The sequence below is a fragment of the Xanthomonas sp. NCPPB 2864 genome, assembly GCF_056675615.1.
The window spans coordinates 1-26,172 of sequence record NZ_JBWWVS010000015.1 but is presented as its reverse complement, the minus strand read 5'-3'; the positions used below and the strand labels follow the sequence as shown (position 1 = coordinate 26,172).

The 26,172-nt window shown below is 65.0% G+C and carries 24 protein-coding genes and 1 pseudogene; 9 read left to right on the top strand and 16 right to left on the bottom strand.

From position 1 onward, the window contains the following. Positions 1-131 precede the first annotated feature (131 nt). Positions 132-950 (top strand): MIP/aquaporin family protein, encoded by an 819-nt coding sequence (locus AC1KVE_RS19865; protein WP_016904933.1) that lies wholly within the window; start codon positions 132-134, stop codon positions 948-950. A 131-nt stretch (positions 951-1,081) separates the two neighbouring features. Then, positions 1,082-2,581, top strand: a complete 1,500-nt coding sequence (gene glpK, locus AC1KVE_RS19860) for a glycerol kinase GlpK (RefSeq protein WP_039517354.1) — start codon at positions 1,082-1,084, stop codon at positions 2,579-2,581. A 136-nt stretch (positions 2,582-2,717) separates the two neighbouring features. Here the strand turns inward: glpK and AC1KVE_RS19855 are convergent, their stop codons facing one another. After that, complete coding sequence (locus AC1KVE_RS19855) at positions 2,718-3,230, bottom strand: nuclear transport factor 2 family protein (protein ID WP_016903479.1); 513 nt, start codon at positions 3,228-3,230, stop codon at positions 2,718-2,720. Positions 3,231-3,488: 258 nt separating this feature from the next. Then, positions 3,489-4,673 carry a 4-hydroxybenzoate 3-monooxygenase gene (gene pobA / locus AC1KVE_RS19850; protein WP_481092953.1) on the bottom strand — a complete coding sequence of 395 codons (1,185 nt, stop codon included), beginning with the start codon at positions 4,671-4,673 and terminating at the stop codon, positions 3,489-3,491. Between the two features lie 98 nt (positions 4,674-4,771). Between pobA and AC1KVE_RS19845 the strand changes: the two genes are divergently transcribed. Beyond that, positions 4,772-5,668 carry a helix-turn-helix domain-containing protein gene (locus AC1KVE_RS19845; RefSeq protein ID WP_481092954.1) on the top strand — a complete coding sequence of 299 codons (897 nt, stop codon included), beginning with the start codon at positions 4,772-4,774 and terminating at the stop codon, positions 5,666-5,668. A gap of 306 nt (positions 5,669-5,974) precedes the next feature. On the opposite strand, the gene AC1KVE_RS19840 is transcribed toward AC1KVE_RS19845, so the two are convergent. The 6 genes from AC1KVE_RS19840 to AC1KVE_RS19815 all read right to left on the bottom strand — a co-directional run bounded on the left by AC1KVE_RS19840 (position 5,975) and on the right by AC1KVE_RS19815 (position 13,212). Then, positions 5,975-7,456, bottom strand: a complete 1,482-nt coding sequence (locus AC1KVE_RS19840; protein WP_481092955.1) for a benzaldehyde dehydrogenase — start codon at positions 7,454-7,456, stop codon at positions 5,975-5,977. Positions 7,457-7,484: 28 nt separating this feature from the next. Continuing rightward, on the bottom strand, positions 7,485-8,252 hold the full coding sequence (locus tag AC1KVE_RS19835) for a coniferyl-alcohol dehydrogenase (RefSeq protein ID WP_481093102.1): 768 nt from the start codon (positions 8,250-8,252) through the stop codon (positions 7,485-7,487). A gap of 33 nt (positions 8,253-8,285) precedes the next feature. Then, complete coding sequence (locus AC1KVE_RS19830) at positions 8,286-9,314, bottom strand: SphA family protein (RefSeq protein ID WP_481092956.1); 1,029 nt, start codon at positions 9,312-9,314, stop codon at positions 8,286-8,288. Positions 9,315-9,435: 121 nt separating this feature from the next. Further along, positions 9,436-9,912 carry a MarR family winged helix-turn-helix transcriptional regulator gene (locus tag AC1KVE_RS19825; protein ID WP_065033065.1) on the bottom strand — a complete coding sequence of 159 codons (477 nt, stop codon included), beginning with the start codon at positions 9,910-9,912 and terminating at the stop codon, positions 9,436-9,438. A 606-nt stretch (positions 9,913-10,518) separates the two neighbouring features. Further along, positions 10,519-11,763 carry an HD-GYP domain-containing protein gene (locus tag AC1KVE_RS19820; protein ID WP_481092957.1) on the bottom strand — a complete coding sequence of 415 codons (1,245 nt, stop codon included), beginning with the start codon at positions 11,761-11,763 and terminating at the stop codon, positions 10,519-10,521. Between the two features lie 138 nt (positions 11,764-11,901). Next, positions 11,902-13,212 carry an MFS transporter gene (locus tag AC1KVE_RS19815; protein WP_184457905.1) on the bottom strand — a complete coding sequence of 437 codons (1,311 nt, stop codon included), beginning with the start codon at positions 13,210-13,212 and terminating at the stop codon, positions 11,902-11,904. A 48-nt stretch (positions 13,213-13,260) separates the two neighbouring features. Here AC1KVE_RS19815 and AC1KVE_RS19810 point away from each other — a divergent pair, with 48 nt between their 5' ends. Beyond that, on the top strand, positions 13,261-13,521 hold the full coding sequence (locus tag AC1KVE_RS19810; RefSeq protein WP_184457902.1) for a hypothetical protein: 261 nt from the start codon (positions 13,261-13,263) through the stop codon (positions 13,519-13,521). A gap of 642 nt (positions 13,522-14,163) precedes the next feature. Here the strand turns inward: AC1KVE_RS19810 and AC1KVE_RS19805 are convergent. The 5 genes from AC1KVE_RS19805 to AC1KVE_RS19785 all read right to left on the bottom strand — a co-directional run bounded on the left by AC1KVE_RS19805 (position 14,164) and on the right by AC1KVE_RS19785 (position 18,103). Further along, entirely contained in the window at positions 14,164-14,586 is a 423-nt protein-coding gene (locus tag AC1KVE_RS19805; protein WP_184457900.1) for a hypothetical protein, read from the bottom strand. 552 nt (positions 14,587-15,138) lie between these two features. Further along, a complete protein-coding gene (locus AC1KVE_RS19800) occupies positions 15,139-15,618 on the bottom strand; it encodes a hypothetical protein (protein ID WP_146093121.1) in 480 nt (159 codons plus the stop codon). A gap of 45 nt (positions 15,619-15,663) precedes the next feature. Continuing rightward, entirely contained in the window at positions 15,664-17,187 is a 1,524-nt protein-coding gene (locus AC1KVE_RS19795; protein WP_184457898.1) for an Ig-like domain-containing protein, read from the bottom strand. A 101-nt stretch (positions 17,188-17,288) separates the two neighbouring features. Further along, positions 17,289-17,852, bottom strand: coding sequence for a hypothetical protein (locus AC1KVE_RS19790; protein ID WP_146093122.1), 564 nt, complete (start codon positions 17,850-17,852; stop codon positions 17,289-17,291). Between the two features lie 80 nt (positions 17,853-17,932). After that, positions 17,933-18,103, bottom strand: a complete 171-nt coding sequence (locus tag AC1KVE_RS19785; RefSeq protein WP_155412948.1) for a hypothetical protein — start codon at positions 18,101-18,103, stop codon at positions 17,933-17,935. A 141-nt stretch (positions 18,104-18,244) separates the two neighbouring features. On the opposite strand from AC1KVE_RS19785, the gene AC1KVE_RS19780 reads away from it, so the two are divergent. Both AC1KVE_RS19780 and AC1KVE_RS19775 read left to right on the top strand, forming a co-directional pair. Further along, positions 18,245-18,790, top strand: a complete 546-nt coding sequence (locus tag AC1KVE_RS19780) for a gamma carbonic anhydrase family protein (protein WP_167763553.1) — start codon at positions 18,245-18,247, stop codon at positions 18,788-18,790. 80 nt (positions 18,791-18,870) lie between these two features. Further along, on the top strand, positions 18,871-19,767 hold the full coding sequence (locus tag AC1KVE_RS19775; RefSeq protein ID WP_046345395.1) for a DUF2167 domain-containing protein: 897 nt from the start codon (positions 18,871-18,873) through the stop codon (positions 19,765-19,767). 13 nt (positions 19,768-19,780) lie between these two features. On the opposite strand, the gene AC1KVE_RS19770 is transcribed toward AC1KVE_RS19775, so the two are convergent. Both AC1KVE_RS19770 and AC1KVE_RS19765 read right to left on the bottom strand, forming a co-directional pair. Continuing rightward, positions 19,781-20,047 (bottom strand): YkgJ family cysteine cluster protein, encoded by a 267-nt coding sequence (locus AC1KVE_RS19770; RefSeq protein WP_039513263.1) that lies wholly within the window; start codon positions 20,045-20,047, stop codon positions 19,781-19,783. A gap of 45 nt (positions 20,048-20,092) precedes the next feature. Continuing rightward, positions 20,093-21,460 carry a glycoside hydrolase family 5 protein gene (locus tag AC1KVE_RS19765; protein ID WP_126965403.1) on the bottom strand — a complete coding sequence of 456 codons (1,368 nt, stop codon included), beginning with the start codon at positions 21,458-21,460 and terminating at the stop codon, positions 20,093-20,095. 391 nt (positions 21,461-21,851) lie between these two features. On the opposite strand from AC1KVE_RS19765, the gene ilvD reads away from it, so the two are divergent. Continuing rightward, positions 21,852-23,690: a dihydroxy-acid dehydratase gene (ilvD, locus tag AC1KVE_RS19760; protein WP_184457896.1), complete on the top strand. Its 1,839-nt coding sequence runs from the start codon at positions 21,852-21,854 to the stop codon at positions 23,688-23,690. A 16-nt stretch (positions 23,691-23,706) separates the two neighbouring features. On the opposite strand, the pseudogene AC1KVE_RS19755 reads toward ilvD, so the two are convergent. Further along, positions 23,707-24,737, bottom strand: a pseudogene (locus tag AC1KVE_RS19755) (integron integrase). Between the two features lie 205 nt (positions 24,738-24,942). Between AC1KVE_RS19755 and AC1KVE_RS19750 the strand changes: the two are divergent. After that, positions 24,943-25,251, top strand: coding sequence for a hypothetical protein (locus AC1KVE_RS19750; protein WP_435014251.1), 309 nt, complete (start codon positions 24,943-24,945; stop codon positions 25,249-25,251). A gap of 66 nt (positions 25,252-25,317) precedes the next feature. Beyond that, entirely contained in the window at positions 25,318-25,809 is a 492-nt protein-coding gene (locus tag AC1KVE_RS19745; RefSeq protein ID WP_184457894.1) for a DUF6265 family protein, read from the top strand. Positions 25,810-26,172: the final 363 nt, after the last annotated feature.

The following is a 26,172-nucleotide window of genomic DNA, read 5'->3' as shown; positions in this document are numbered from 1 at the left end:
GGCGCATTCGCCAGCATCATCCTGAGTCACGTGGAGGGCACCCTGATGAGCATCACCGAAGACCCCTGCGCGCCAATGCGCGCATCGCACCACCCTGCCTGCGTCATCGCCATCGGCACGAGGACGCGCGCATGAGCCGCCAACTCGTGGGTGAGTTGATCTCCGAAGCGGTGGCGATGTTCATCATCATCGCGCTCGGCGATTCGGTCGCGGCGATGTACGTCCTCTACGACCCCAGCCCGTACCAGAACGCCTACTGGGGCGTGTGCATCGCCTGGGGCCTGGCGGTGACGCTGGCGATCTATGTCACCGGCTCGGTGTCCGGCACGCATGCCAACCCGGCGGTGACGCTGGCGCTGGCGCTGTTCCGCGGTTTCTCCTGGAAGAAGGTGCTGCCGTACTGGGGCGCGCAGGTGATCGGTGCGTTCCTGGGCGCGGCCATCGTCTACCAGTTGTACGGCCCGGTCATCGACCACTACAACCAGGTGCAGCAACTCACCCGCGAAGCCGGTGGCGCCGCCGGGGTGTTCTTTACCGCACCCGGCCTTGCGGTCACGCCGATGCATGCGCTGGTCGACCAGATCATCATCACCGCGTTCCTGATCTTCGGCATCTTCGCCATCACCGAACAATTCAACGAAGCCGCGCCGACCGCCAATTCCGGCGCGCTGATGATCGGCCTGCTGGTGGCGACGCTGGGCGCGTCGATGGGCTATCTCGAAGCCTGGGCGATGAATCCGGCGCGCGATTTCGGCCCGCGCCTGTTCGCCTACCTTGCCGGCTGGGGCGAGGCCGCATTGCCGGCCAAGGACAATTACTGGTGGATCCCCATTGTCGGCCCGTTGATCGGCGGCCCGATCGGCGCGCTCGCCTACCAGTGGCTGATCCTGCCGTTCCTGCCGGCACGCGTGCGCCATCTGCAGGGCGGCAAACCGCTCGATCCGCGCTGATCGCCCTGCTGCACGACTGACAGCACAGCGCCGCCGCCGGGCAGGCTGGGTTTTATCGGCCTTCGCGCAGCGGCGTGCACTGCCCCCTTTCTCGCCGTGCGTCAGCGCCGGCATTGTTCGAGGAATCTCCGATGGAAAAGCAATACGTCCTTGCGATCGATCAAGGCACCACCAGTTCACGGGCGATGTTGTTCGATCGCAACGGCAAGGTGGCCGGCGTGGCGCAGCGCGAGTTCGGCCAGATCTTTCCGCAGCCGGGCTGGGTGGAACACAACCCGCGCGAGATCATGACCAGCGTCTACACCACGATCACCGAGCTGCTCAACAACGCGCAGATCGATGCGCGCTCGATCGCCGGTATCGGCATCACCAACCAGCGCGAGACCGCGGTGGTGTGGGACAAGGCCACCGGCCAGCCGATCTACAACGCCATCGTCTGGCAATCGCGGCAGACCAAGGACATCTGCACGCAGCTCAAGGAGGCCGGGCACGAGCAGATGGTGCGCGACAAGACCGGCCTGCTGATCGATGCGTATTTTTCCGGCACCAAGGTCAAATGGATCCTCGACCACGTCGACGGCGCCCGCGAGCGCGCGCGTAACGGCGAGCTGGCCTTCGGCACCATCGACAGCTGGCTGATCTGGAATCTCACGGGCGGCAAGGTGCATGTCACCGACTACACCAATGCCTCGCGCACGCTGATGTACAACATCCACACGCTGGAGTGGGACGCCGAGCTGCTGGCCATGCTCGACGTGCCGAAGGAAATGCTGCCGGAGGTGCGCTCGTCCAGCGAAATCTACGGCATGACCCAGACCCAGTATTTCTACGGCGAGCAGGTGCCGATCGCCGGGATCGCCGGCGACCAGCAGGCGGCGCTGTTCGGACAGGCCTGCTTCGAGCCGGGCATGGCCAAGAACACCTATGGCACTGGCTGCTTTGCGCTGATGAATACCGGCGACAAGGCGGTTGCGTCCAAGGCCGGTCTGTTGACCACGATCGCCTGGGGCATCGACGGCAAGGTCGAATACGCATTGGAAGGTTCGATCTTCGTCGCCGGCTCGGTGGTGCAGTGGCTGCGCGACGGCCTGCGCATGCTCGGCAAGGCCAGCGACTCGCAGGCCTATGCCGAACGCGCCGGCGACAACGACGGGGTCTATCTGGTGCCGGCCTTCGTTGGCCTGGGCGCGCCGTATTGGCGCAGCGATATCCGCGGCGCGGTGTTCGGGTTGACCCGCGGCACCACCAAGGAACATTTCGTGCGTGCGGCGGTGGAATCGATGGCCTACCAGACCCGCGACGTGTTGACTGCGATGCAGGCCGACTCGGGCATCGAGCTGAAGGAACTACGCGCCGACGGTGGCGCGATCGCCAACGACTTCATGGCGCAGTTCCAGAGCGACATGCTCAACGTGCCGGTGCTGCGCCCGGAAGTGGCCGAAACCACCGCGCTTGGCGCGGCCTACCTGGCCGGTCTGGCGACCGGGTTCTGGAGCAGCCGCGAAGAGATCGCCAAGCAGTGGGCGGTGGATCGCCGCTTCGAGCCGACCATGGCCGACGACAAGCGCGAACAACTCTATGCCGGCTGGCAGCAGGCAGTGGAAGCGACGATGGGCTTCCGCATCAGCTGACCGCTGCGCTCAAAAAAACAACGCCCGCCATCAGGCGGGCGTTGTCGTTTCCGTCAACAACTAGCATGGTTGCTGACGACCTGCATGGATCACGCATTGCAGGGCTGCACGTTGCAGCCCTGCAATGCAGCAGCGATTACTGGCCGCCGCTATTGGCGCGGCCGGCAATGGTGTCCGGATCCCAATGCTCCTTGATCAGGCCTTTTTCGATGCGGAACATGTCGAACCAGGTAGTGGTGTAGGTGGTGCCCGGTTTGTTCGGATTGGGCAAGGTGCGCACCGACACCAGCGTGACCAGATCGCCGTCGGCAGTGATGGCCACCAGCGGCAGCTGCACGCGCGGCTGCACCGGCGTCGGCTTCACGAAGGCGGTCAGGAAGGCGATGAAGGCATCGCGGCCATTGGCCACATTCGGGTTGTGCTGGATGTAGTTCTTGTCCATGTACATCGGCGCATACTGCACCTGGCCGGCTTCGAACACGATGCGCCAGAAATCGTAGACCAGCCGCTTGTTGGCGGTTTCATACCAGGTGGAGCCGAGCAGCATCTTCTGGTGGTTGGGATTTTCCGTCACTGCGGTCTGCGCGAACGCAGCCACCGGCGCCACCAGCATGACCAGCAGCAAGGCGCGTGAGAACAGCTTATTCATGGAAGACTCCTTACGTGGAGACGGGCGCTGTGCCGGCCGGGTGCCAACACGGTGCACCGTTGATTGGGGGACGACGCGCCTTGGCATACAGGGTTTTTCACGCGTCGCCGCCAGCCTAACGGCCGCGTCCGCTCGCCCGCTAGCCGCCCTGGAGTGCACCAGGGCACCTGCGGTATTGGTGGTAATCAGAAGATAACCACGGCAGTCGGTTTTCTCGCGCGCACGCACGAGGCGTCTCGGCGGCAACCATCGCTACGCTCAATCCGGCAGCTCCACCAACGGCAAGCCCGCATAGTTTTCGGCCAGGGTGGCCCGCCCGGCCTCGCTGTCCAGCAGATAATCCAGCTCTGCGGCATGAATGCGTGCGGTGAATGCGTCCTGGTCGTCGAAGGTATGCAGCAAGGTGGTCATCCACCATGAAAACCGTTCGGCCTTCCATACCCGCTGCAGCGCCAGCGCCGAATACTGTTGCAGCACCGTGGTATCGCCACGCGCGTTCCAGCGCTCGAACAATTGCGCCAGCAAGCCGACATCGGCCAGCGCCAGATTCAGGCCCTTGGCGCCAGTGGGCGGCACGATATGCGCCGCATCGCCGGCCAGGAACAGACGCCCGTACTGCATGGGTTCGGCGACGAAGCTACGCAACGGCGCAATGCTCTTCTCGATCGACGGCCCGGTGACCAGTTGCGCAGACAAGGCGTCTGGCAGACGCGCACGCAACTCATCCCAGAATGCCTGATCGCTCCACGCCTCCACCCGCGCATCGGCCGGCACCTGCACGTAATAGCGCGAGCGCGTCGGCGAGCGCATCGAACATAAGGCAAAGCCGCGTGGGTGCTGCGCGTAGATCAACTCGTCGTTGACCGGTGGGGTGTCGGCAAGCACGCCAAGCCACCCGAACGGGTACATCCGCTCGAACAGGCGCAGTCGCTCCGGCGGGATGCTGGCGCGGCTGATGCCATGGAAGCCGTCGCAGCCGACGATATAGTCGCAGTCGATACGCAGGCGCTGGCCATCGTGGGTGAATTCCACCGCAGGCGCGTCGCTGTCCACTCCGCACAGTGTCACGTCCTGCGCGCTGTAATACGTTGGCGCAGCGCTGCGCGCACGGGCTTGCATCAGATCGGCAGTGACCTCGGTCTGGCCGTAGACGGTCACGCTGCGTCCGCAGCCGCGCAGCAGATCGATACGCTCGCGCCGGCCATCCAGCGACAGTTCGAAGCCGTGATGCGGCAAGCCTTCGCGTTGCACGCGTGCGCCAACGCCTGCCCGCTGCAACAGCGCCACGCTGCCCTGTTCCAGCACGCCGGCACGGATACGCCCCAGCACATGCTCCGGGGTCTGTCGCTCGATCACCACGGTATCGATACCGGCCCGCAGCAACAGCTCGCCCAGCAACAGGCCGGAGGGGCCGGCGCCGATGATCGCGATCTGGGTTCGCATGCAATGCTCCTGCCTCAGCCGACGGATGCAGGCCAGTGTGGGTAGCCAAGCACATGCTTTGAAGGGATGATTGCGTGCAGTGCTTGGACTTTTCGACGATGCCCACACGCGCGCACGCCACTGCCGCAGCTACTGCGGTTCCCGCCTTCGGCCTATATGGCGAGCAGCATGCCGACACGCCCGAGCTGTTGCACTGGGAGTCGATTGCCGCACGCAGCCGGCTGCATGACTGGCGCATCGCCCCGCACCGGCACGAAGACCTGGCGCAACTGCTGTACGTGCAACGCGGGCCGGCGACACTGCAGCTGGATGGACGCAGCCAGCGCGTGCGTGGCGAAAGCGTGATCTGGCTGCCACCGCTATGCGTGCATGGCTTCAAATTCGATCCACAGGTACGCGGCCACATCATCACCGTGTGCATGCCCTTGGTACGCAATGCCTTGAGTGCCGCGCCACTATTGCAGGGCGCACTGACGGTCCCGCAGGTCCTGCACGCACGCCGCGCACGCGGATTGCTCGACGTGCTGTTCGCCAGTATTGCCGGCGATCACGCGTACCGACGCGTCGGCCACGAGGCCGCATTGCACGCCGCCGCAGCGCAGCTGTTGATCTGGACGGCCCGCACGGCGCTGGAGCACGCGCAGGATGCGGCTGCGGTGAGCCCGTACGCCGACCCGGCATTGCGCCATCTGCGTGGCTATCAGGCCCTTATTGACCAGCACTATCGCGCGCACTGGCCGATCTCCCGCTATGCCGAGCAGCTGGGTCTGACTCCGGGCCATCTCAACGCGTTGTGCCAGCGACTGGCCGGCGCCTCGGCACTGCAGTTACTGCAGCGCCGGATCATGCTCGAAGCACGCCGCAGCCTGCGCTACACCAGTCTGAGCGTGCAGCAGATCGCCGCCAGCCTTGGATTTTTCGACGCTGCATACTTCAGCCGCTACTTCGCACGCCATGCCGGCTGCTCGCCGACGCAATTCCGCGCTGGCGAGTAAGAGCGGCTGGTCTGGAGCTTGGCTGCCGAGCCCTTGCGATAGCTCAATCGTAGAGCGGTTGATCTGCAGCTTTGTTGCACGGCCCTTGCCCGCCCACCCTCGCAGGACACGCCGCAAGTACATCCCTGTACGCGGCATCCATGACCGCGTAAGGTCCCGCGACGGCGGGCGGGCAAGGCCCAGTTGAGAGGGTCGGTGGGCAAGGTTAAGAGCGGTGCGCTTGGACAACGCGGATAGATCAGCCCCAAAGCGGCTGATCCACGGCTCGCCTGCAGCCCCGCCCCCCGGTCAGTTGCGACGCGCCGGTCAGAACGGGTACTGCGGCACTTCGTTCTTGATCGTCAGCCATTGCCAGTGGGTGTACTGCTCCCAATCGGCCGGTCCGCCGACACTGGTGCCGTTGCCCGACGCGCCGGTCCCGCCAAAGGGATTGATGACTTCATCAGCCACGGTCTGATCGTTGATGTGCAACAGGCCGGTGTGCAGCTTGTCGCCCAGGCGCATCGCGCGCGACACCGACGCCGACAGGATGCCCGCAGCCAGTCCGTACTCGCCATGGTTGGCAAGTTCCGCGGCTTCGTCGTCGGTATCGAACACGGTGATGTTGATCACCGGGCCAAAGACTTCTTCGTCGAATGCACGCATGCCCGGACGCACGTTGGACAGCACCGTCGGCGCATAGAACAGGCCTTGGTTGCTGGCGCCGGCCTCCACCACCGCACCGGCGGCGACGCTGTCGTCCACGATATCGATCACCCGCTGCAGCTGGCGCTGGTCGATGATCGGCCCCAGTGCCACGGTGCCGCTGACCGGATCGCCAACCGGCAGATGCCTGGCTTTTTCGGCCAGCCGCTGCGTGAATGCATCGGCGATCCCGCGCTGGACCAGCACGCGGCCGGTGGCCATGCAGATCTGTCCCTGATGCATGTAGGCGCCGAATGCCACTGCAGCGGCGGCCTTGTCCAGATCGGCGTCGTCGAGCACGATCACTGCGTTGTTGCCGCCCAACTCCAGCGACACCTTCTTCAAATGCCGGCCAGCGATTTCGCCGATGCGCCGCCCGGCCGCGGTGGAGCCGGTGAAGGCAATCATCGGGATATCCGGCGATTCGACCAGCGCCTGCCCGATGGCGGCATCGCCATGCAGTACATGCAGCAGTCCCTTCGGCAGGCCCGCTTCTTCCAGCACCTGGGCGATGACCACGCCACCGGTATACGGCGTGCGCGGGTCGGGCTTGAGCACCACTGCATTACCCATCGCCAGCGCCGGGGCGACCGAGCGCAGCGACAGGATCAGCGGGAAATTGAACGGGGAAATCACTGCGATCACGCCCAGCGGCAGATGCCGGGCCAAGCTGAGCTGGCCGGCGCCCGTCGGCAGCACCTGGCCGACCGCCTGCAGCGGCAGTGCCGCAGACTGCTGGTAGATCACCACCGACTCGTTCACTTCGCGCTGGGCCTTGGGCAGGATGCCGCCGGTTTCGCGCGCGATCAGCAGTGCCGCTTCGGCACTGCGCGCTTCCATCAGCTGCGCGGCACGGTGAAACACCGCAGCGCGCTCGCGTGGCGCAGTGGCTGCCCAGGCACGCTGCGCTTTTTTCGCCAGCGCCACGGCAGCGGCGACATCGGCCAGGTCGGCCTTGCCGACTTCGTGCAGCAGCGTGCCGGTGGCCGGTTCGATGATCTGCGCGGTGCCGCCGTTGCCGGGCACCCAGTCGCCATTGAAGATGCAGCCATGCCACGCCGGAGCGGCGCTTGCGGCAATGGCGGTATTGGGGAGAGCGTTCATGGTCTAGCCTCCTGCTGAGGGGGTGGTGTTACAGAGTGGTGGACGCCAGCCCGCCATCGACCGGCAGGGTGATGCCGTTGATCCAGCGCGCCGCATCGGAGGCGAGAAACACGATGGCCTCCGCCACCTCGTCGGCATACGCCGGCCGCGTCATGCGCTTGGCATCTTCCTTGACGCGCTCCTCGCCGAGCATGGTGACGAAATCGCCAAGAATCGGCGTAAACACCGGCCCCGGCGAAACGTTATTGACGCGCACGCCGTGCTCGGCGAACCAGGGCCGCGACTGCAGCAGCGTCCAGACGATCAGCGCTTCCTTGAAGTACTGGTAGCAGGTGTCGTGCGCCACCGGATGCGCCTGCAGCCATGCATCGCCAGACGCAAAGCTGTCGGTGGCAGCCAGTTGCTTGTGCAGTTCCAGGCGCTGCGGCCACTCGGCGCCCAGGATGGAAGCCACATCGATGATGGAACCGCCGGGCGTGAGACGCGGCAGCAGCGCCTGACTCAAATGGCGCAGGCCCAGATAGTTGACGCGTGCCACCACCTCCAGCGGCGCGGTACCGGGGACGCCAGCCACATTGGCCAGCGCATCGATACGCGCCGGCAAGGCCTGCACCAGCGCATCGATGGACGCCGGATCGCCGAGATCGGCCTGGTGGAACCCGTGCAGCGACATCTGCACCGGCGTGCGATCGACGCCGATCACCGTGGCGCCATGAAAGCGGGCCAGACGCGCGACTTCGGCACCGATGCCCGATGCCACGCCAGTGACCACGATGGTCTTGTTCTGCAAATTCATTGCCACTCTCCGAAGAGGCCGGCCGTGCCGGCGCTAGAACACATGGACGTACTGCAGGTTGACGTTGTTGCCGGAGGCGGCGTTCTTGACCTCCACCGGCAGATACACATTGGCAAACAGCATGTTGTTGGCATCCATCCGCCACACGCCGCCGGGGCCGGCATAGAACACGCTCTGGCGGGTGTCGGCCACACGCTGCCCATTGGTGCGGTTGTCGCGGAACTGGGTGAGGTAATAGGCATTCACGCCAAGCCGGATGTCGGGTACCACTTCCCAGGAGGTGGCGAAGTTGATCCAGCCCGCGTCGCCGGCCTGGCCGTTGCGGAACTCGAAGCCCGGTGGCAGGTTCGGCCGGCGCTCGCTGCGAAAGTTGTAGATGTAGTTGATGCGTGCGCTGACTTCCCAGTTGGATGTCGGGAACACGGTGAACGCATATTGCGGCACCAGCGACCAGTAGCCGGCGCCCTGATTGAGGTCGCGATCGCGGTCGAACTTGCCGATCGGCGCGATCGCATCGATTTCGAAGCGCTGCGAAAACACCGGCCTGCCATTGCGGATCACCGGCAGCATCTGCAGATACGGGCCAAAGGTCAGGTCGCCCACGCCGGCGCCGTTGTCGCGCAAGCTGGCAATGCTGTTGCGCCCGAACGAGGCATCCAGATTGATCAGCGGCAGCAGCGTGTTGATGCCCACTGCGCCGCCGAAGAGCGTGTACGGGGTGACATAGGCGACCTGGGTCAGCAGCAGGGTCGAATCGATGCGTGGGCGGTCGAACACCGGCACGTCGTTGCCGCGCGAATCCTTGATCGCGTCCAGTGAGCTCTGACGCAGATAGGTGACCACCGCCCAGCCGGGCGTGGTGCGGGTGAAGCCGTCCAGATAGCTGGTGCCGCCGGTATTGATGCCGTTGGTCAGCGTCGTACTCTGCGGCAGGCTCTGTGCGCCGGCCGTGCCGGCAGCAAGCAGCGACAGCATGCCAAGCGCTGCACGGCGCAGTGCCGACGCGCGGGAAGACAACCCAGACAGGACCGATCGATAGCTCACTGCGAACATCTCCAGCATTGGGAGGAACAGCGGGAACTGCGGCGGGACAACGGTCAGGCAGGCGCGATCGACACGCCGGCAACGGCGCGTGCGCAGGTCAACAGGAAAGCTGGCCGTGCGCCTGCACGGCAGCGGCGGATTACACGGTGTCCAGACGGTCCAGCCGGTCGAGTGCGCGCAGCAACGGCGCCTCGCTGCTGCCCAGCACCACGCTGAGCTGCTGCTCCATGCGCAGCACTTCGGCCTCGGCAGCGCTCAGCAGGGTCACGCCGGCGCTGGTCAGCGACAGATGCTGCATGCGTCGGTCCTGGCGTCCACGCACCTGCCGCAGCAGGCGGCGCTTGACCAAGCGTGCCACCACGATCGCCAGGTTGGGCGCCGACACGTGCAGCACGTCGCCGATCTGGCGCTGGTTGATGCCCGGGTTGCCGTCCACCAGCATCAGCAGCGAGAAGTCGACCGGCTTGAGGTCGAACGCAGCCACGCAGTCCTGAAACATCCGCCGCACCAGCAACTCGGTGCGGGTGATGCGGTAGCCCAGCAGCCGCAGCAGGCGTGCCTGATCCACCGTAGTGACGGCATCCGGCAGCGGTACGGCAGTGGCAGTGACGGACATGACGGTTCTCGCAGCGAAGACGACAGGCGGACCGGTGCGCGCAACGCTCACCGCCCGCAACGCCGATCCGCGGCGTGAGCTGCATTGTAGACGCGCGCAGGCATGCCGATGTGGGCGTGGCCGCCGAGCGCGTGGCACCGCCGTGCAGGCAGGTCGCCACAGGCTGGTGCCAGTCCAGCGCCAGCACATGACGGCCGCATGCGGCGGCACGCAGGTGTGGGAAGCGACGGTCATCCAGGCACGGCTGCGACATGGGATCCGGGGTCGGCAAGTGATTGCGTTCCGGAATAGTTATGGATCATAACTACATTGCCAAGCTGCAGCGCAGCATGGTCGCGCTCGCCAGGCTGACTCGGCGGGCCGATAGGCCTGGCGGGCATGGTGGCAACCGCCTGTGACAGGCACGCCGGGCACAGGTGTGCGCGGTATGCCGGGCCTGGCAGCGGTGGTGGCAATCACGACGGCAAGGCTGCGGCCGTCGCCGGACGACGCCTGCGGACCCAGCCCACTCGCCCAGCGCATCTCCGCACCGGCTAGGCCGGGTGCACATGTGCGGCCTGTGGCCAGCGGGTTACGGGTTACGGGTTACGGGTTACGGGTTACGGATTACGGCAGCCAGAGTTTCTCAAGATCGCGGAAGCCCCAGTCCGAGGGGCTTTCCATCTGCGCGATGCGGTCCTGGCAGTCCGGGCGCGACAGGTCGATGTCCTGCACCAGCACATGGCTGCGCAGCTTGGCCGAATAGAACACGCGCACCTTGGGCTTGAGCAGCGCATCGGGGGTCTGCTCGATCACCACCGCCAGTTTCTGCGACTCCAGCCGCACCAACGAGCCGACCGGATAAATCCCCAGCCGGCGCACGAAGGCCTGGAACACCACCGGGTCGAAGTGCCCCTGCCACGACGCCATGCGCTTGAGCGATTCGGCCGGATCCCAGCCGCGCTTGTAGGGGCGGTCCGAGCTGATGGCGTCGTACACATCGCACACCGCGCCCATCCGCGACATCAGCGCGATGTTCTCGCCCGCCAAGCGGTTCGGGTAGCCGCTACCGTCCATTTTCTCGTGGTGGTGCAACGCGATCTCCAGCACCACCGCGTTCTGCACCCCGCCGGCCACCAGCAGACGATGACCGTCCAGCGGGTGCTGGCGCATGATCGCCATCTCTTCGTCGGTGAGCTTGCCGGGCTTGTTGAGGATGTCCAGCGGCGTCACCGCCTTGCCCATGTCGTGCAGCAGGCCGCCCATGGCCGCCTCGACGACCTGCCCTTCAGGCAGACCGAGCTGGCGCGCCAGCCCGCTCATCAGGCCGGCCACCGCCATCGAATGCAGATAGGTGTAGTCGTCGGCGGTCTTGAGCCTTGCCACGCTGATCAAGGCCTGCGGATGCCGCAGGACCGAATCGTTAATGGCCTCCACCAGCGGCATCGCCGCCTCGGTGTCGACGGTGCGGCCAAGCCGCACATCGCGGAACATCGCCTCGACCGTATCGCGGCCGTCTTCGAAGATCTTGCGTGCGCGCACCACTTCGGACTCGATGCCGACCTGCGCGGTGACGCTATTGGTCCGCGCGGTGCGCGTGGCGGTGGCCGGCTCCGGGGATTCCGGTGCCGGCGGCGGCGGTTGCTCCGGCTCAGGCTGCGGATCGGGCGCGTCCGGCGCTGCCGTGTCCAGGTCCAGGCCACGCGCGGTGTCGATCACCAGTTGCTCGATCCGGCTGCCATGGATCTTCTCCACGTCGTCCGAATCGACCAGGAACGAGGTCTTCCAGAACGGGTGGTGCACCCACGCGCCCAGCAGCTTGTAGACATACATGCCGGGGCGGAGTTGGTCTGAATCGATGGTTCTGAGCATGCCGGCGCTGATCTGCAAATGGTCCGCGGAAGAGCCCGCCACGACGATGGAGGGTCTGTCGGGTTATCGGCAGTGCGCAGGATTTCTTTGGTCCGGTAGAACTCGCTCGCGCCGCGCGGCGACCGCCGGCTGAGCAGTTCAGCGCGCCGGCAGGCGCATGCCCAGCACGGCGATGGCCGCGAGCAGCAGCGGCACGCTGCAGGCCAGGTACAGGGCCGCCGGCGACCAGCCCGCATCCACCAGCACGCCCACGCACAGCGGCGAGGCGATCGCACCGAAGCGGCCCACCCCGATCGCCCAGCCCATGCCGGTGGAACGCACCGCCGCCGTGAAGACCACCGGCGCCACCGCATACAGCCCGGCGATGGCGGCAAACAGCGCCGCGCCGCTCAGCACCGCAATGACGAACGCCCAACCCAGCACCGTGCTGTACCAGCCAAAGGCCAGCAGCGCCAGCGCCGACAGCCCCAGCACACCGGCGGTCAGCCACGACAGCCGCGCACGCGCGGCCAGCGCGCTGAAGATCGCACCGCCGGCGATCCCGCCCAGATTCAACAACACGCCACCGGTCACGCCCTGCTCTGCCGACAAGCCGGCCACGACCAGCAGCTTCGGAGTCCAGCTGAGCACGAAATAGAACGCAAACATCAGCAGAAAGAACGCCAGCGCGATCAACAGCGACTGCCGCCGCAATGCCGGCACGAACAAGGCCGCATAGCCCCGCGCCCGACCGGAGCCATGCGGCGGCGGTGACGGCAGTACCGCCTGCGGCGGCATGCCCATACGCGCAAGCACTGCGTTGAAGCGTGCGCCTGCGTTGGGTGGGCGACGCGCGATCAGAAATTCCAACGACTCGGGCAAAAACGCCAGCACCAAGGGCACACACAGCAGCGACCCGAGCGCGCCGAGCACGAACACCGCGTGCCAGGACCAGTGCTGCAACAGCAGTGCTGCGATCGCGCCGCCCAGCGTCGCGCCGATCGGATAACCGGTGGCCTGCAGCGCCAGTGCCGTGCTGCGCCACTGGGCGGTGGAATATTCGGCAGCGATGACCGCAACGCAGGCCAGCATGCCGCCGATGCCGATCCCGGTAAATGCACGCAACGCGCCGAGTTGCCACACCCCGGTGGCCAGCGCCGAGGCGCCCATGCCCACGGTCAAAATCGCCAGGCATGCCAGGATCGTCGCGCGCCGCCCGATGCGGTCGGCCAGCGGCGCCAACAGCAACGATCCCACCGCCATGCCGACCAGGCCGGCACTGAACAAGGCCCCGAGCAGCTTGCCCGACAACTGCCACTGCGCCGACACATGCGGGGCGGTGAAGGCCATCGCCATCACATCGAAGCCATCGAGCATGGTCAGCAACACGCACACCGCCACCGCCCTCCACTGAAACCGCGTCATGCGTTGCAGTACGAAGGGTGCAGGTGTTGAGGTACGTTGTAGCATCGGAGTTTCCTGCGGGAAGACGAGCGTGTGTATTGCAGACAGGGACGCATGGTGGCCTTGCATCGACATGAATCTATCCGCCGCCACGATGACGGCGACCACCAGGAAACCAACTTCGCGCTGCGCGACAACGACCAGCGCGACTTCACGCACGCTAGGTCCATCGCAGACATCGTTCAATCCGGATTACCACAGTGCTGTGCGTTTATCGGACGCCACGGGCAAGCGCTTCGCCTGGGCACCCGCGCGTTCGGCAATCCGGCGAATGCGTGCCTTGTCACACGCTCCTACTGCAAGCGCGATCAGTGACCTACGACAGCTCCTGCAATGCCGCATAGAAAAGCTGGGGCATGCCAGGCGCCGTGCCGATCTCTCTGTCCGACCAAGCAACCATGCATGCGGCAGCCGATGCCATGGTGACGCAGCGCATGCAACGCTGAAGGCCAATCCCATGCTTCCTCACACCGCTGTGCAGTGGCCGTGCACTGGCTGTGCCCTGCGGGCGCGTCATTGCACAACCAAGAAAAAACCTATTGCCTGACACTCCCGGAATATGCTGACGCACTGATGACGATGCTCATCGCATTGTCGCAAGGCAGGTTCCTGGAACTTAACAGAGTGATGCTCGCAGTGGCGGTCAGCTTGCCGTCGCTCACCGGGTAGGTGAACGCGTTGGTACCGAACTGAAAATCGACGATGTGTCGAAACCCGTGCAACTGCCGAAGGATCGGGAATGTCCGCACAGGATCTCTCGAAGCTTTGCTTGCTCCGCTCGCGTGGATCACTCCCACGTTAGCGGCGCCTTCTTCACCAGCCGTGCGCCGGCAACGTTCATGGCTGCGCTTCGGGCTTAACCCCGGCGATTACGATGACTCGCCAAGGCCATTGTCACCGTTAGCGCACCATCCCACGTTGCTGCCGAGGGATAGCGCGTGTCTTGGAGCAGTAGCTTCAGGGTGTGGGCATACCCATTTCGGGCAAGCTCACCCCCAACCGTTCCTTAACCTTTCTCAATGCAGCTGTTTCGGCTTTGATGACAACACCAAATCCCCGGAAACGTGCCTTCGGATCGGGACTATCTGGGTCCAGCCCCCTGAGAGTTTCCCTGGTCACCTCGCACGGACACCCTGAATCAATGCCCGAGATCATCAACGTAGAGCCCGGTGCATTCGGCCCCTTCGGCACACTGCTCAACTGAAATTCAAGTACTGTGTTCCATGTGCCTAACCGATTCAAATACTCCTTGCGGCTGGCGAGGCGAAACCCAGATTGTTCGTAAGCCGAAATGTAGGCGCTTTCTAGCGTTTTCCGCGACATGCCGACGTGGAGTGTTCCGCTATAGGCAGGACTAGTCGCAGCGGATGGGTAGTTCATCAGTAGCCCCATTGTCAGGGTGGCGATAATAAGCAGTCGACGGGCTTGCACGTGGTGGTCTCCAGTTCTTGGGACATCTTGCCCCCTATAACGATTTCAATGGCCGCCGCCCGTCGGGGGCGGCGGCCATCGCTCAGTCGCGCCGCACCACCAGACCTGTCTGTGCAACCAGCAGATCGATCCCGGACACCGCCCCGCCCAGTAGCGCGGCCCATCCAGTGTTCCCCAACCCCGTCGGGTATGTTCCCGCCGTGGCCGTCCAGTCGATCACGGGTTGGCTGGACGTGCCCAGATTGACGACGATGTAGCCACCGGCCTGGACGCTTCCGGCAGAGGCCGACGCACCGAGGCCTACGCACCGAGACTCGATCGGCGCCGGCAATGCGCAAGGGGTTCTCCGAGCTGCCGTCGGGCTGTAGCCCATTGGACGCTGGAGACGTACGCCAGGATATTAATGTGAAGCGCTACAGGCGGCCTGACTCGGCTAGGCCGTTGTCACCACCAGCCATTGCTGCCAAGGGGGTAGCACGTGTCTCATTAGAAAGGACAGTATCAGGGTGTGGGCATATCCATGGCGGGCAAGCTCACGCCCAATCGTTTCCGCACCTTTGCCAGCGCATCCGTATCGGCTTTGATGAGAACGCGCTGCCCCCGCGCGAAGATTGCCGGATCAGAGCTGTGCTCGTCGGGCGCCCTGAAAGTTTCCCTGCTCAGGTTGCATGGCTGACACCTTGGCGCGTTACTACCCGAGATGACCAGAGTAGTGCCGGGCGCACCCAGCGCTTCTGGTGCACTCTTTAACTGGAACTCCAATACGGTGCTCCAGGAACCATACTGATTTGAATACTTTTTGCTGCTAGCGAGGCGGAACCCAGATTGCTCGTAAGACTCGATGTAGGCACGTTCCAGGGCCTCTCGCGACATGCCGCCGTGGGGAGTTTCGGTCACGACAGGACTATACGCTGCGGACGGGTAATTCATCAGTATTCCCAAGGTCAGGGTGGTAATCAGCATCAATCGACGGGCTTGCATGTTGCGGTCTCCGGTTGTTTGGACATCTTGCCCCCTATAACAATTTCAATGGCCGCCGCCCAGCGGGGGCGGCGGCCATCGCTCAGTCGCGCCGTACCACCAGACCTGTCTGTGCAACCAGCAGATCGATCCGGACACCGTGCCGCCCAGCAGTGCGGCCCATACAGTGTTTCCTAGTGCCGTTGAGTACGTTCCGGCCGTGGCCGTCCAGTCGATCACGGGTTGGCTAGACGCCCCGAGGTTGACGACGATGTAGCCACCGCCCTGGACGCTTCCGGCAGAGGCCGACGCACCGACAACAATGCTCATCGCATTGTCGCGGGGCGGGTTCTTCGACACCACCAGGGTGATTCTCGCGCTGGCGGTCAGCTTGCCGTCGCTGACCGAGTAGGTGAACGTGTCGGTACCGATGAAGCCGCTCTTCGGACGATACGTATAGCTGCCGTCCCGGTTGCGCGTCAGTGAACCCTTCGACGGATTGGTGAGGCTCAGCGTCAGCGCGTCGCCGTCCGGGTCGTTGACCAGGCAGTCGAAGTCGATCCGCACGCTGCCGTCCTTTTGCACCTGGAACGAGGCGCTCTGGGCGGTGGGTGCGCGGTTCACCTTCTGCACCGTGATGCTGACCATCGCCACGCCGGACTGGGCATCGCCGTCGGTCGCCCGGTAGCTGAAGCTGTCGGTGCCGTACCAGCCCTTGTCGGGCGTGTAGGTGTAGCTGCCATCGGCGTTGAGCGACAACTTGCCATGGGACGGAGCGCAGACGAGCAGGGCGGCGAGGCGGTCGCCGTCGGCATCGCTGTCGTTGCCGAGCACATCGATGCGCACGGCGGCACCGGCCATGGTGGTGGCCTTGTCGTCCTTGGCCACGGGCGCACGGTTTGGCGCCAGTACCGTGATGCTGACGGTGACCGGCCTGGAGTCGAGTGCGCCATCGGTTGCCACGTACGTGAACGTATCGGTCCCGACAAAGCCGGACTTCGCGGTATAGCTGAAGCTGCCGTCGCGGTTGCGGGTAAGCGTGCCGTTCTTCGGCGAGGTGGCGAGCTTCGCGGTCAGGCCGTCGACATCGCTGTCGTTGGCGAGCACGTCCAGGCGCGTTGCCACGCCGGCACGTACGGTGAAGGCATCCACAGCTGCCACCGGCGCCTGGTTTACAGGCGCCACGCGGATCCAGACCATTGCCGGGTTCGAGCGGTACTGACCGTCGAACGCCTGATAGGTAAAGCCGTCCAGGCCGTACCAGTTGGCATCCGGTGTGTACGTATAGGTACCGTCCGGATTGAGCGACAGGCGACCGTGGCTCGGGCCGCAGACCAGCATGGCCTTCAGGTCGTCACCGTTGATATCCCAGTCGTTGGCGGTTGGGTCGATCTGTACCGAACCGTTCTCCTTGAGGTCCACCACATCGTCGAACGCAAGCGGCGGCAGGTTCGGGCCCAGCACCGTGACCGTGACCGTCGCGATGTTGGAATTGGCTTTGCCATCGTTGACCACGTAGGTGAACGTGTCGGTGCCGGTAAAGAAACAGTCCGCGGAGTGGCCGGCGCGTTCCAGGGCTCGCGGCGACATGCCGGTACGAGGCGTGTCGCCGACTGTCTCGCTTTCTGACTAAATTTGTGCGGCGAGATGCGCCGTGGATGAGAAACGCCGGGGTCAGGTGGACGCCAGGATCATTCGGCGAGAGGCGATGCAGTGCTCTTGTGTGAGTCTGGAGGTGTGGGCATATCAATAGGGGGCAAGCTTACCCCCAACCGTTGCCGGACCTTTGCCAGCGCAGCGGCATCGGCTTTGATGAGAAGACGTTGTCCGCGTGCGGACGCCGCCAGATCGGAACTACTGTAGTCAGCCCACGTGAAGTCTAGCCTGCTCACGCCGCATGGGCATCGGGGGCCAGCGATGCGCAGCGTGGTGCCAGGCGCTCCGGGTCCCTTCGGCGCACTCTTCAACTGGAACACGAGCTCGATCAACCAGTCGCCTGGCGGCGGCGACACATGGCGGCTGACCAACCGGAATCCGGACTGCTCATACGATTCGATGTAGGCGCGCTCCAGCGCCCGCATCGACATGCCGAGATGAGTCCACTCCGGGACGATGGGCCGACCTTCCGGGACCTGCTGTGACGTGCCGGCATCAGGCACTGCGGGGACGGAAGGACGATTTTGCGCTGCGGATGGGTGGTTCATCGATAACCCCAGGGTCAGGGTGGTAATCAGCATCAATCGACGGGCTTGCATGTTGCGGTCTCCGGTTGTTGGGACATCTTGCCCCTATAACGATTTCAATGGCCGCCGCCCGGCAAGGCGGCGGCCATCGCTCAGTCGCGCCGCACCACCAGACCTGTCTGTGCAACCAGCAGATCGATCCCCGACACCGCGCCGCCCAGTAGCGCGGCCCATCCAGTGTTCCCCAGCCCCGTTGGGTACGTTCCGGCCATGGCCGTCCAGTCGATCACGGGTTGGCTGGACGCTCCCAGGTTGACGACCATGCAGCCACCGGCTCCGGCGTCAGCGCGCTACGTGCGCAAATGCGCTCCACCGCTGTGCCTGAGCCCCGCCGCAGCCACCACCGGCGGCTATCATGCAGGCCGTGCCCGCACCGGGCGGCACGCCCCATGCCGGAGATCATCGTGACCCCGATTCGCTCGTTCCTGGAACACACCCCGCAACTGGGCGCACGCGTCTATGTCGATCCTGCCTGCACCATCATCGGCAAGGTGAGCCTGGGCGATGACGTGTCGGTGTGGCCGGGCACGGTGATTCGCGGCGACGTCAATCATGTACAGATCGGCGCACGCACCAACGTGCAGGACGGCACCATCATCCACGTCAGCCACCATAGCCCGTTCAACAAGGCCGGCTACCCGACCGTGATCGGCGCCGACGTCACGGTCGGCCACGGCACCATCCTGCATGCCTGCACCATCGAAGACCTGTGCCTGATCGGCATGGGCGCCTGCGTGCTCGACGGCGCCACCGTCAAACGCTACGGCTTTGTCGGCGCCGGGGCGGTCGTCGGCCCGGGCAAGATCGTTGGCGAAGGCGAATTGTGGCTGGGCAATCCCGCACGGCTGGCCCGCACGCTCAGCGACAAGGAAATCGAAAGCCTGCATTACTCCGCACAGCATTATGTGCGGCTCAAGGACCAGTACCTGGGCACCGTCGGCACCAGCTGAGCCGTTGTCCGCCCTACGCAGGCATGGCAAGATCGGCGCCCTGCGGCGTGGGGACGCTGCCCTCGAATGGATTCGACCCGATGCATACGCGTTTTGCCCTGCGCAGCCTGCTGGCCGCCTGCCTGCTGATCGCGAGCCAGTCGCTGCTGGCCATTCCAGCCGACGCCGTCGACGAAGCGCAGGTGCTGTCTGCCCTGCAGTACCGCAACGGCCACATCGACGTGCCGCAAGCCAAGGCGCACTTCGATCTGGACCCGGCATTCCGCTACCTGGACAAGGCCGACACGCGCCGCGTGCTCGAGCAGCTGTGGGGCAACCCGCCCGACGACAGCGTGCTGGGCATGATCGTGCCGCGCACACCCGCGCTGGATGCGCCGGGTGGCTGGGCAGTGGTGGTGACCTATGCCGACGACGGTTATGTGTCCGACGAGGATGCCGCCAAGATCGATTACAGCGAATTGCTGGCCGACATGCAGAAGGGCACCGCCGAAGACAACGCCGCGCGCCGTGAGCAGGGCTACGGCACCGTCGACTTGCTCGGCTGGGCGGTGCCGCCGCGGTACGACGCCGGCAGCAAGAAGCTCTATTGGGCCAAGGAACTGCGCTTCGATGGCGCCCAGCAGCACACGCTCAACTACGATATCCGCGTGCTCGGCCGCAGCGGCTACCTCAGCCTCAATGCCGTCGCCGGCATGGACCAGCTCGAACAGGTCCGCCAGGGCATGCAGCAATTGCTGCCGATGACCGAATTCGACCAGGGCGCGCGCTATGCCGACCACAACCCGTCCACCGACAAGATCGCCAGCTATGGGCTGGCCGGCCTGATCGGCGGTGGCCTGGCGGCCAAGGCCGGGCTGTTCGCCAAGCTGGGCCTGTTGCTGGCCAAGGGCTGGAAGCTGGTGCTGTTGGGCGTGTTTGCCGTGGGTACGGGCATCAAGCGGGTCTTCTCCCGCAAGGCGCAGGGCACCGGCAGCTGAGGCGTGCCGCGGCTCACGGCCGCGTGGCGTGCTCCAGTGCCGTCAACGTGGCCAGCGCCTGCGCGCGCGATGCGCCGCACATGTCCTCGGACGGACGCAGGCTGGCGCACACCGCCGGCCGCGTCGGCAACCCGAACAGGCGACAACGGCCCTGGCCGTCGAGCTGCACGCAGGGCACGCCCGCCGGCTTGCCTTGCGGCATGCCGGGGATGGCCGAACTGATCGACGGCGCGATGCAGCAGGCCGCGCAGCCGGCGCGGCACGGGAGGTTCTTGCGCATGCCGCCAGTGTAAACCGCCGCCGCGTGCCGGCAGCGGCAGCGTGGCTAGCGCGGCGGGATGTAGCTGGACAGGCGCACGTCGAAGAAGGCCTGCACGGCAGCGAGATTGCTCTTGGCCTGGATGTCCGCGCCCACGTCGCGGCTCATGCCGAGCACGTCGTCATCCGGCCAACCGGGGCCGAAGCACCATTGCGTGCTGGGGATATTGTTCGCCTGCAGATGGGCCAGCATGCGTGTGGTGGCGACCTCCGCGCTGCGGTTGCCGGCCGGGTAGCCGTGCTCGCCGAGATAACCGCGCTTGCCGGCATCCCGCAGGGCGTCGATGAAGGGCGTCACCATCATGATGCCGGTATCGGGCTGGATCACTTCGTTGCGCCCGCCCGGTCCGATCCAGTTGCCGCCGCCAGCCCCGTTGTTGTCCAGATAGTTGTGCGCTTCGTAGACGATGCGGTTGTAGGGATCGGGGATGTCGAACAGGCCCATCGAATCCTCCTGCCAGAGCCGGGCACTGGCATAGCCGTTGCCGCACACGAACACGAAGTGGTCGCGGTCGCGATCGATGATGGTCTTGCAGCACGCAGTGGCGGTGTTCTGCCAGTGCGCCGCCATCGACAGCACGCTGCCGTCGGCGGCGCGCTCGTCGCCCTGATAGGGCTCGTTCATCACGCCCCAGCCGAACACCGCCGGGTGCTGCCGGAACCGGTTGACGATGCGTGCCCACAGGTCGGGCAGGCCGGACGCGTTGTAGAGCGTGCACCCCGGCGTGCCGATCACGCGGTATTCGTACAGCTTGAGCAGCCCATCGCGGCGATCGAAATAGCCCTGGTAGCCGAAATTGCGCAGCGGATAGGTGTCGGCCCAGACCGCGGCGGCCGCCGGGTCGTCGATACGGTTGCCGCGCGCATCCACAAGCGTGCCGCTGGCGTCGCGCCGATAGCCCGACTTGACGGCCACCCGCTGCGGCAGGCGCATATAGTCATGCAGCTCCACGATGGCGCGCTTGCCGCGGGCGGCGATGTGGTCCAGCGCATCCTGGACCTGGCTGCAGTAGGTCTCGTTCAAGGCCAGGCCCTGCCCCCGCGTGAAGCGCGCGGCGGTGGTCGGCAGCCGGAACAACGGGCAGGCCCCGGCGGCGGCCACGTGCTGTGCGGTAATGGCGCGATAGTGCGTGCCGATCTCCGCATTCTCCACATAGCTGTTGGAGGCCAAGCCCGACAGGTTCAGGCCCGCAAACGGCAGGGTGGCGCTCTGCGCAGCCGCGCGACCGCCCCACCCGAGGCCGGCCAGTGCCACCGCGCCGGCTGCGCCCTGCAGCACGCGACGGCGGGTGATCCCGGCGGTTGCTGCCGGCGTCTGGTCGATGGGATGCGGGGCTGCCGCCGCCGTGCGGCGTGGGTGTGGATGGTCGGACATGGGCGCCTCCTGCGGTGCCGTTGGTGGAGATCCTTGGCGGTGGTGCTCCCCTCTGCCGCACCGGTCTGACGGCGATGGTGCCGGTGTGGCAACGGCGCAATCTGCGCTCCGGTTCGCACTCCGGGCACTGCATGCAGCCCCGCATACGTTTACATCGCATTACATGCCACGCCGACCAGCGGGAGGCGCGTGTTCGCGCGCCGTGCCCGCGAACGCTCCGCCGCCGCCTGTGCGATGCGCGCGGCGCGCGCCCTCCCCACCGCCACGGCGTGCCCTGGCCCGCGTGCTACCGTGCCGGATCACCGGAGCGCGCCGCGACCGTTGCAGCAGCAACAGTCACGACGCGGTCTAATTGCCAGCCACCGCTCGCCAATCAGCCGTCGAATTCGCCATGCCCGAGTACCGCTCCAAAACCTCCACCCACGGCCGCAACATGGCCGGCGCCCGCGCACTGTGGCGCGCCACCGGCATGAAGGATGGGGACTTCCACAAGCCCATCATCGCCATCGCCAACTCGTTCACGCAGTTCGTGCCCGGGCACGTGCATCTGAAGGATCTCGGCCAGCTGGTCGCGCGCGAGATCGAACGCGTCGGCGGCGTGGCCAAGGAGTTCGACACCATCGCCGTGGACGACGGCATCGCCATGGGTCACGACGGCATGCTGTATTCGCTGCCCAGCCGCGAGATCATCGCCGACTCGGTCGAATACATGGTCAACGCGCATTGCGCCGACGCGCTGGTGTGCATTTCCAACTGCGACAAGATCACCCCCGGCATGTTGATGGCCGCGCTGCGGCTCAACATCCCCACCGTGTTCGTCTCCGGCGGGCCGATGGAAGCCGGCAAGACCAAGCTGGCCGAACACAAGCTCGATCTGATCGACGCGATGGTGATCGCCGCCGACGACAGCGCCTCCGACGAAAAGGTGGCCGAGTTCGAACGCAGCGCCTGCCCCACCTGCGGCTCGTGCTCGGGCATGTTCACCGCCAACTCGATGAACTGCCTGACCGAAGCGCTCGGCCTGTCGCTGCCGGGCAACGGCACCGTGGTGGCCACGCATGCCGACCGCGAGCAATTGTTTTTGCGCGCCGGGCGCGTGGCGGTGGAGCTGTGCCACCGCTGGTATGGCGGCGAAGACCCCACCGCCCTGCCGCGCGGCATCGCCACGTTCGAAGCGTTCGAGAATGCGATGACGCTGGATATCGCCATGGGCGGCTCGACCAACACCATCCTGCATCTGCTCGCCGCCGCGCAGGAAGGCGACGTGCCATTCGGCATGCGCGATATCGACCGCCTGTCCAAGCGCGTGCCGCAGCTGTGCAAGGTCGCCCCGAACACGCCGAAGTACCACATCGAAGACGTGCACCGCGCCGGCGGCATCATGGCCATCCTCGGCGAGCTGGCGCGTGGCGGCCTGCTGCATACCAACGCGGCCACGGTGCACGCACGCACGCTGGCCGATGCCATCGCGCAATGGGATGTCACCCAGACCGACGCAGAGACCGTGCACACGTTCTACAAGGCCGGCCCGGCCGGCATCCCCACGCAGATTGCCTTCAGCCAGGCAACGCGCTGGGACACGTTGGACACCGATCGCAGCGAAGGCTGCATCCGCGATGTCGCGCATGCGTTCTCGCAGGAGGGCGGCCTGGCCGTGCTGTACGGCAATATCGCCCGCGACGGCTGCGTGGTGAAGACCGCGGGCGTGGACGAATCCATCCACGTGTTCGAAGGCAATGTGCGCGTCTTTGAGAGCCAGGATTCGGCAGTGAAGGGCATCCTGGCCGACGAAGTGAAAGCCGGCGACATCGTGGTGATCCGCTACGAAGGCCCCAAGGGTGGCCCCGGCATGCAGGAAATGCTCTACCCCACCAGCTATCTCAAGTCCAAGGGCCTGGGCAAGCAATGCGCCCTGCTCACCGACGGCCGCTTCTCCGGCGGCACCTCGGGCCTGTCGATCGGCCACGCCTCACCGGAAGCGGCGGCGGGCGGCGCGATCGGGCTGGTACGCGACGGCGACAAGATCCTGATCGACATCCCCAACCGTTCGATCAATCTGCTGATCTCGGACGAGGAACTTGCTCTTCGTCGCGCAGAGCAGGATGCCAAGGGCTGGAAGCCGGTGGAAGTGCGCCCACGCAAGGTCACCACGGCGTTGAAGGCGTATGCGCTGCTGGCGACCAGCGCGGATAAGGGTGCGGTGCGCGACAAGGCGATGCTGGACGGCTGAGGCGCGCAAGCAGCACTTATCGCCAAGCCTGCGGCTGACGATCGAGCGGGCTGCGCACCGCCGACGCGCCTCGCCCCAGCACATGGGTGTAGAGCTGGGTGGTCGCCACGTCCTTGTGACCCAGCAGCTCCTGCACGGTGCGGATGTCGTACCCAGCTTCGAGCAGATGGGTTGCGAAAGAATGCCGTAGCGTGTGGCAGCTGGCCGGCTTGTCCAGCCCTGCCTGCCGACAGGCCGCCTTCACCACACGCTGCAAACCCTTCTCGTCCACATGATGGCGGCGAACCTCACCCCCGCGCGGATCCACGCTACGACGCGGCGCCGGGAACAGATACTGCCATCCTGGCTCACGCGCTGCATTGGGATACTTGCGCAGCAGCGCGTGCGGAAGCCAGACCTCACCTGCGCCCACCTGCATATCCCGCGCATGCACGCGCTTGGCTTCGTCCAACTGGAGCTGCAGCGCATCGCGCAATGACTGCGGCAGCAGTGTGCGGCGGTCCTTCCCACCCTTGCCATCGCGCACCACGATCTCGTTGCGCGCAACATCCACATCCTTGATGCGTAGGCGCACGCACTCCATCAAGCGCATGCCGGTCCCGTAGAGGAGTGCCGCCATCAGTGCGTGACGCCCTCCATCTGCGCCAGCACCGCCATGACCTCCACCTCACTCAGGACGATCGGCAACCGCCGCGGCCGCTTGGCACGCTGAATCTCGTCCATCCATGACAGATCGCGTCCCAACACCTCGCGATACAGAAACAGCAAGGCGGCCAGTGCCTGATTCTGCGTGGAAGGCGCCACGCCATCGCGCGCCGCCAGCATGGTCAGGAACGCCTCCACTTCGCGCACTCCCATCGTCTCTGGATGGCGTTTGTCGTTGGCCAGGATGAAGCGCCGAATCCAACCAACATAGGCATCCTCGGTGCGCTTGGCACGGCCCAGCCGCTGCAACCGATCGCGGACGCGGTCCAACAGCCTGGCAGGCCGTCGCCCGCTAGGCGCTGCCGAAGATGGCTGCCTGGCGGCCGATGCAGACGAAGACATTGAAGCCGTTCGGTCGGAATGATACGGTCGCATTGCGATGAGTCGCCGCAGGGGAATGCGACATGTTTACGCACCGTGGTCACGCACCACGATCGGGATGTCGCGGTAAAACCAATGGGAATGCACTTGGTGTGGAGGTCAGAGATTACGTACTACACCCCGGTGCTACGCACCTTTTTGACTTCGAATAGTTGTTAGGCCGCTCATGAGTGCACATGCAATTTTGGGGATACTTGCGGTTGCATTAGCTTTTTGGGGCTATGGCCTGTGGCGGCGCGGATTTTTCAGTGCTCAAACGCCATCAGTAGAGCGTCAAACCTATGGCATTCGTACTGCGCTATGGTTCGCTTGTATTTTTATCGTGTCTTGGCCACTTCGACAGCATCGAGCCTCAATGGGAGACACTGCTTACGTGATCGCAGCGCTGGCTATCCTTGCGCTCTTTTTTGTGATTGGTCTAGTTGCTACGAATTTCCTGGTCAAACGTGCTCGGGATCGTGGTGGCGCGGCCTAACAATTCATTCAAGCCGAACCCGCTTCGCGGGTCGGCTTAATTCTGGTGTTAGGTGGCACAAACATCATGCATACTCTGCCCTTCATAGCAGTAATAATCGTGCTTGTCGCTGGCACGGGCACAAGTGCAAGAGCTGCAGACATCTCGCAGTTGGCTTGGCTTGGGGGCTGCTGGAAAAGCGATACCGCCGAACCGGGCTCAGGCGAGCACTGGCTGCCCTTGGCTGGCGGTACCTTGCTCGGCGTGAGCCGCACGGTGAAGCAAGGAAAGACAGTCGAGTTTGAGTTCATGCAGATCCGAGCTGCGGAAAGCGGACAACTGGCTTTCATCGCCATGCCGTCAGGGCAGAAAACAGTGGTCTTTCCTCTCCTGCGCCTTGGTGAGACCGAGGTCGTGTTCGAGAATCCACAACACGACTTCCCGCAACGGGTCATCTATCAACTCGAAGGCGAAACGAAGCTGCGTGCTCGAATCGAGGGCATGCGGAAAGGGGCTCTCCGGTTCATCGAGTTCCCAATGAACCGAGTGAGCTGCGATTCACAACTCAAACTCCCCTGAAAGGTAGCCCGTGCCGCTTAACCTTTCCATCGAGAGAGACGCCCAAAGGCTAGCGCCTTTGGGCGCCCCTCATGTCAAACGTTAGGTGTCATGGCAGATTTCTCGGTGCACCAAACTTGGTCTGACCTCATTTGCGGCGACCATCACTGCTGCTTCTGCGGAGCTTGGATAGAGCAGGACCTGCAGCCTATCGTTCTGCCGCTTGAGGGGGACGCCGTTCAAGTGCTCAGCGCTCACGGTTCATGCTTAAAGCAGAGACTGCATTATTCCGTACCCTATGTTTCCCCCGCTGAGGCGTCCGAGTGATGACGCCTAACAACTCATTCAAGCCGAACCCGCTTCGCGGGTCGGCTTAATTCAGGC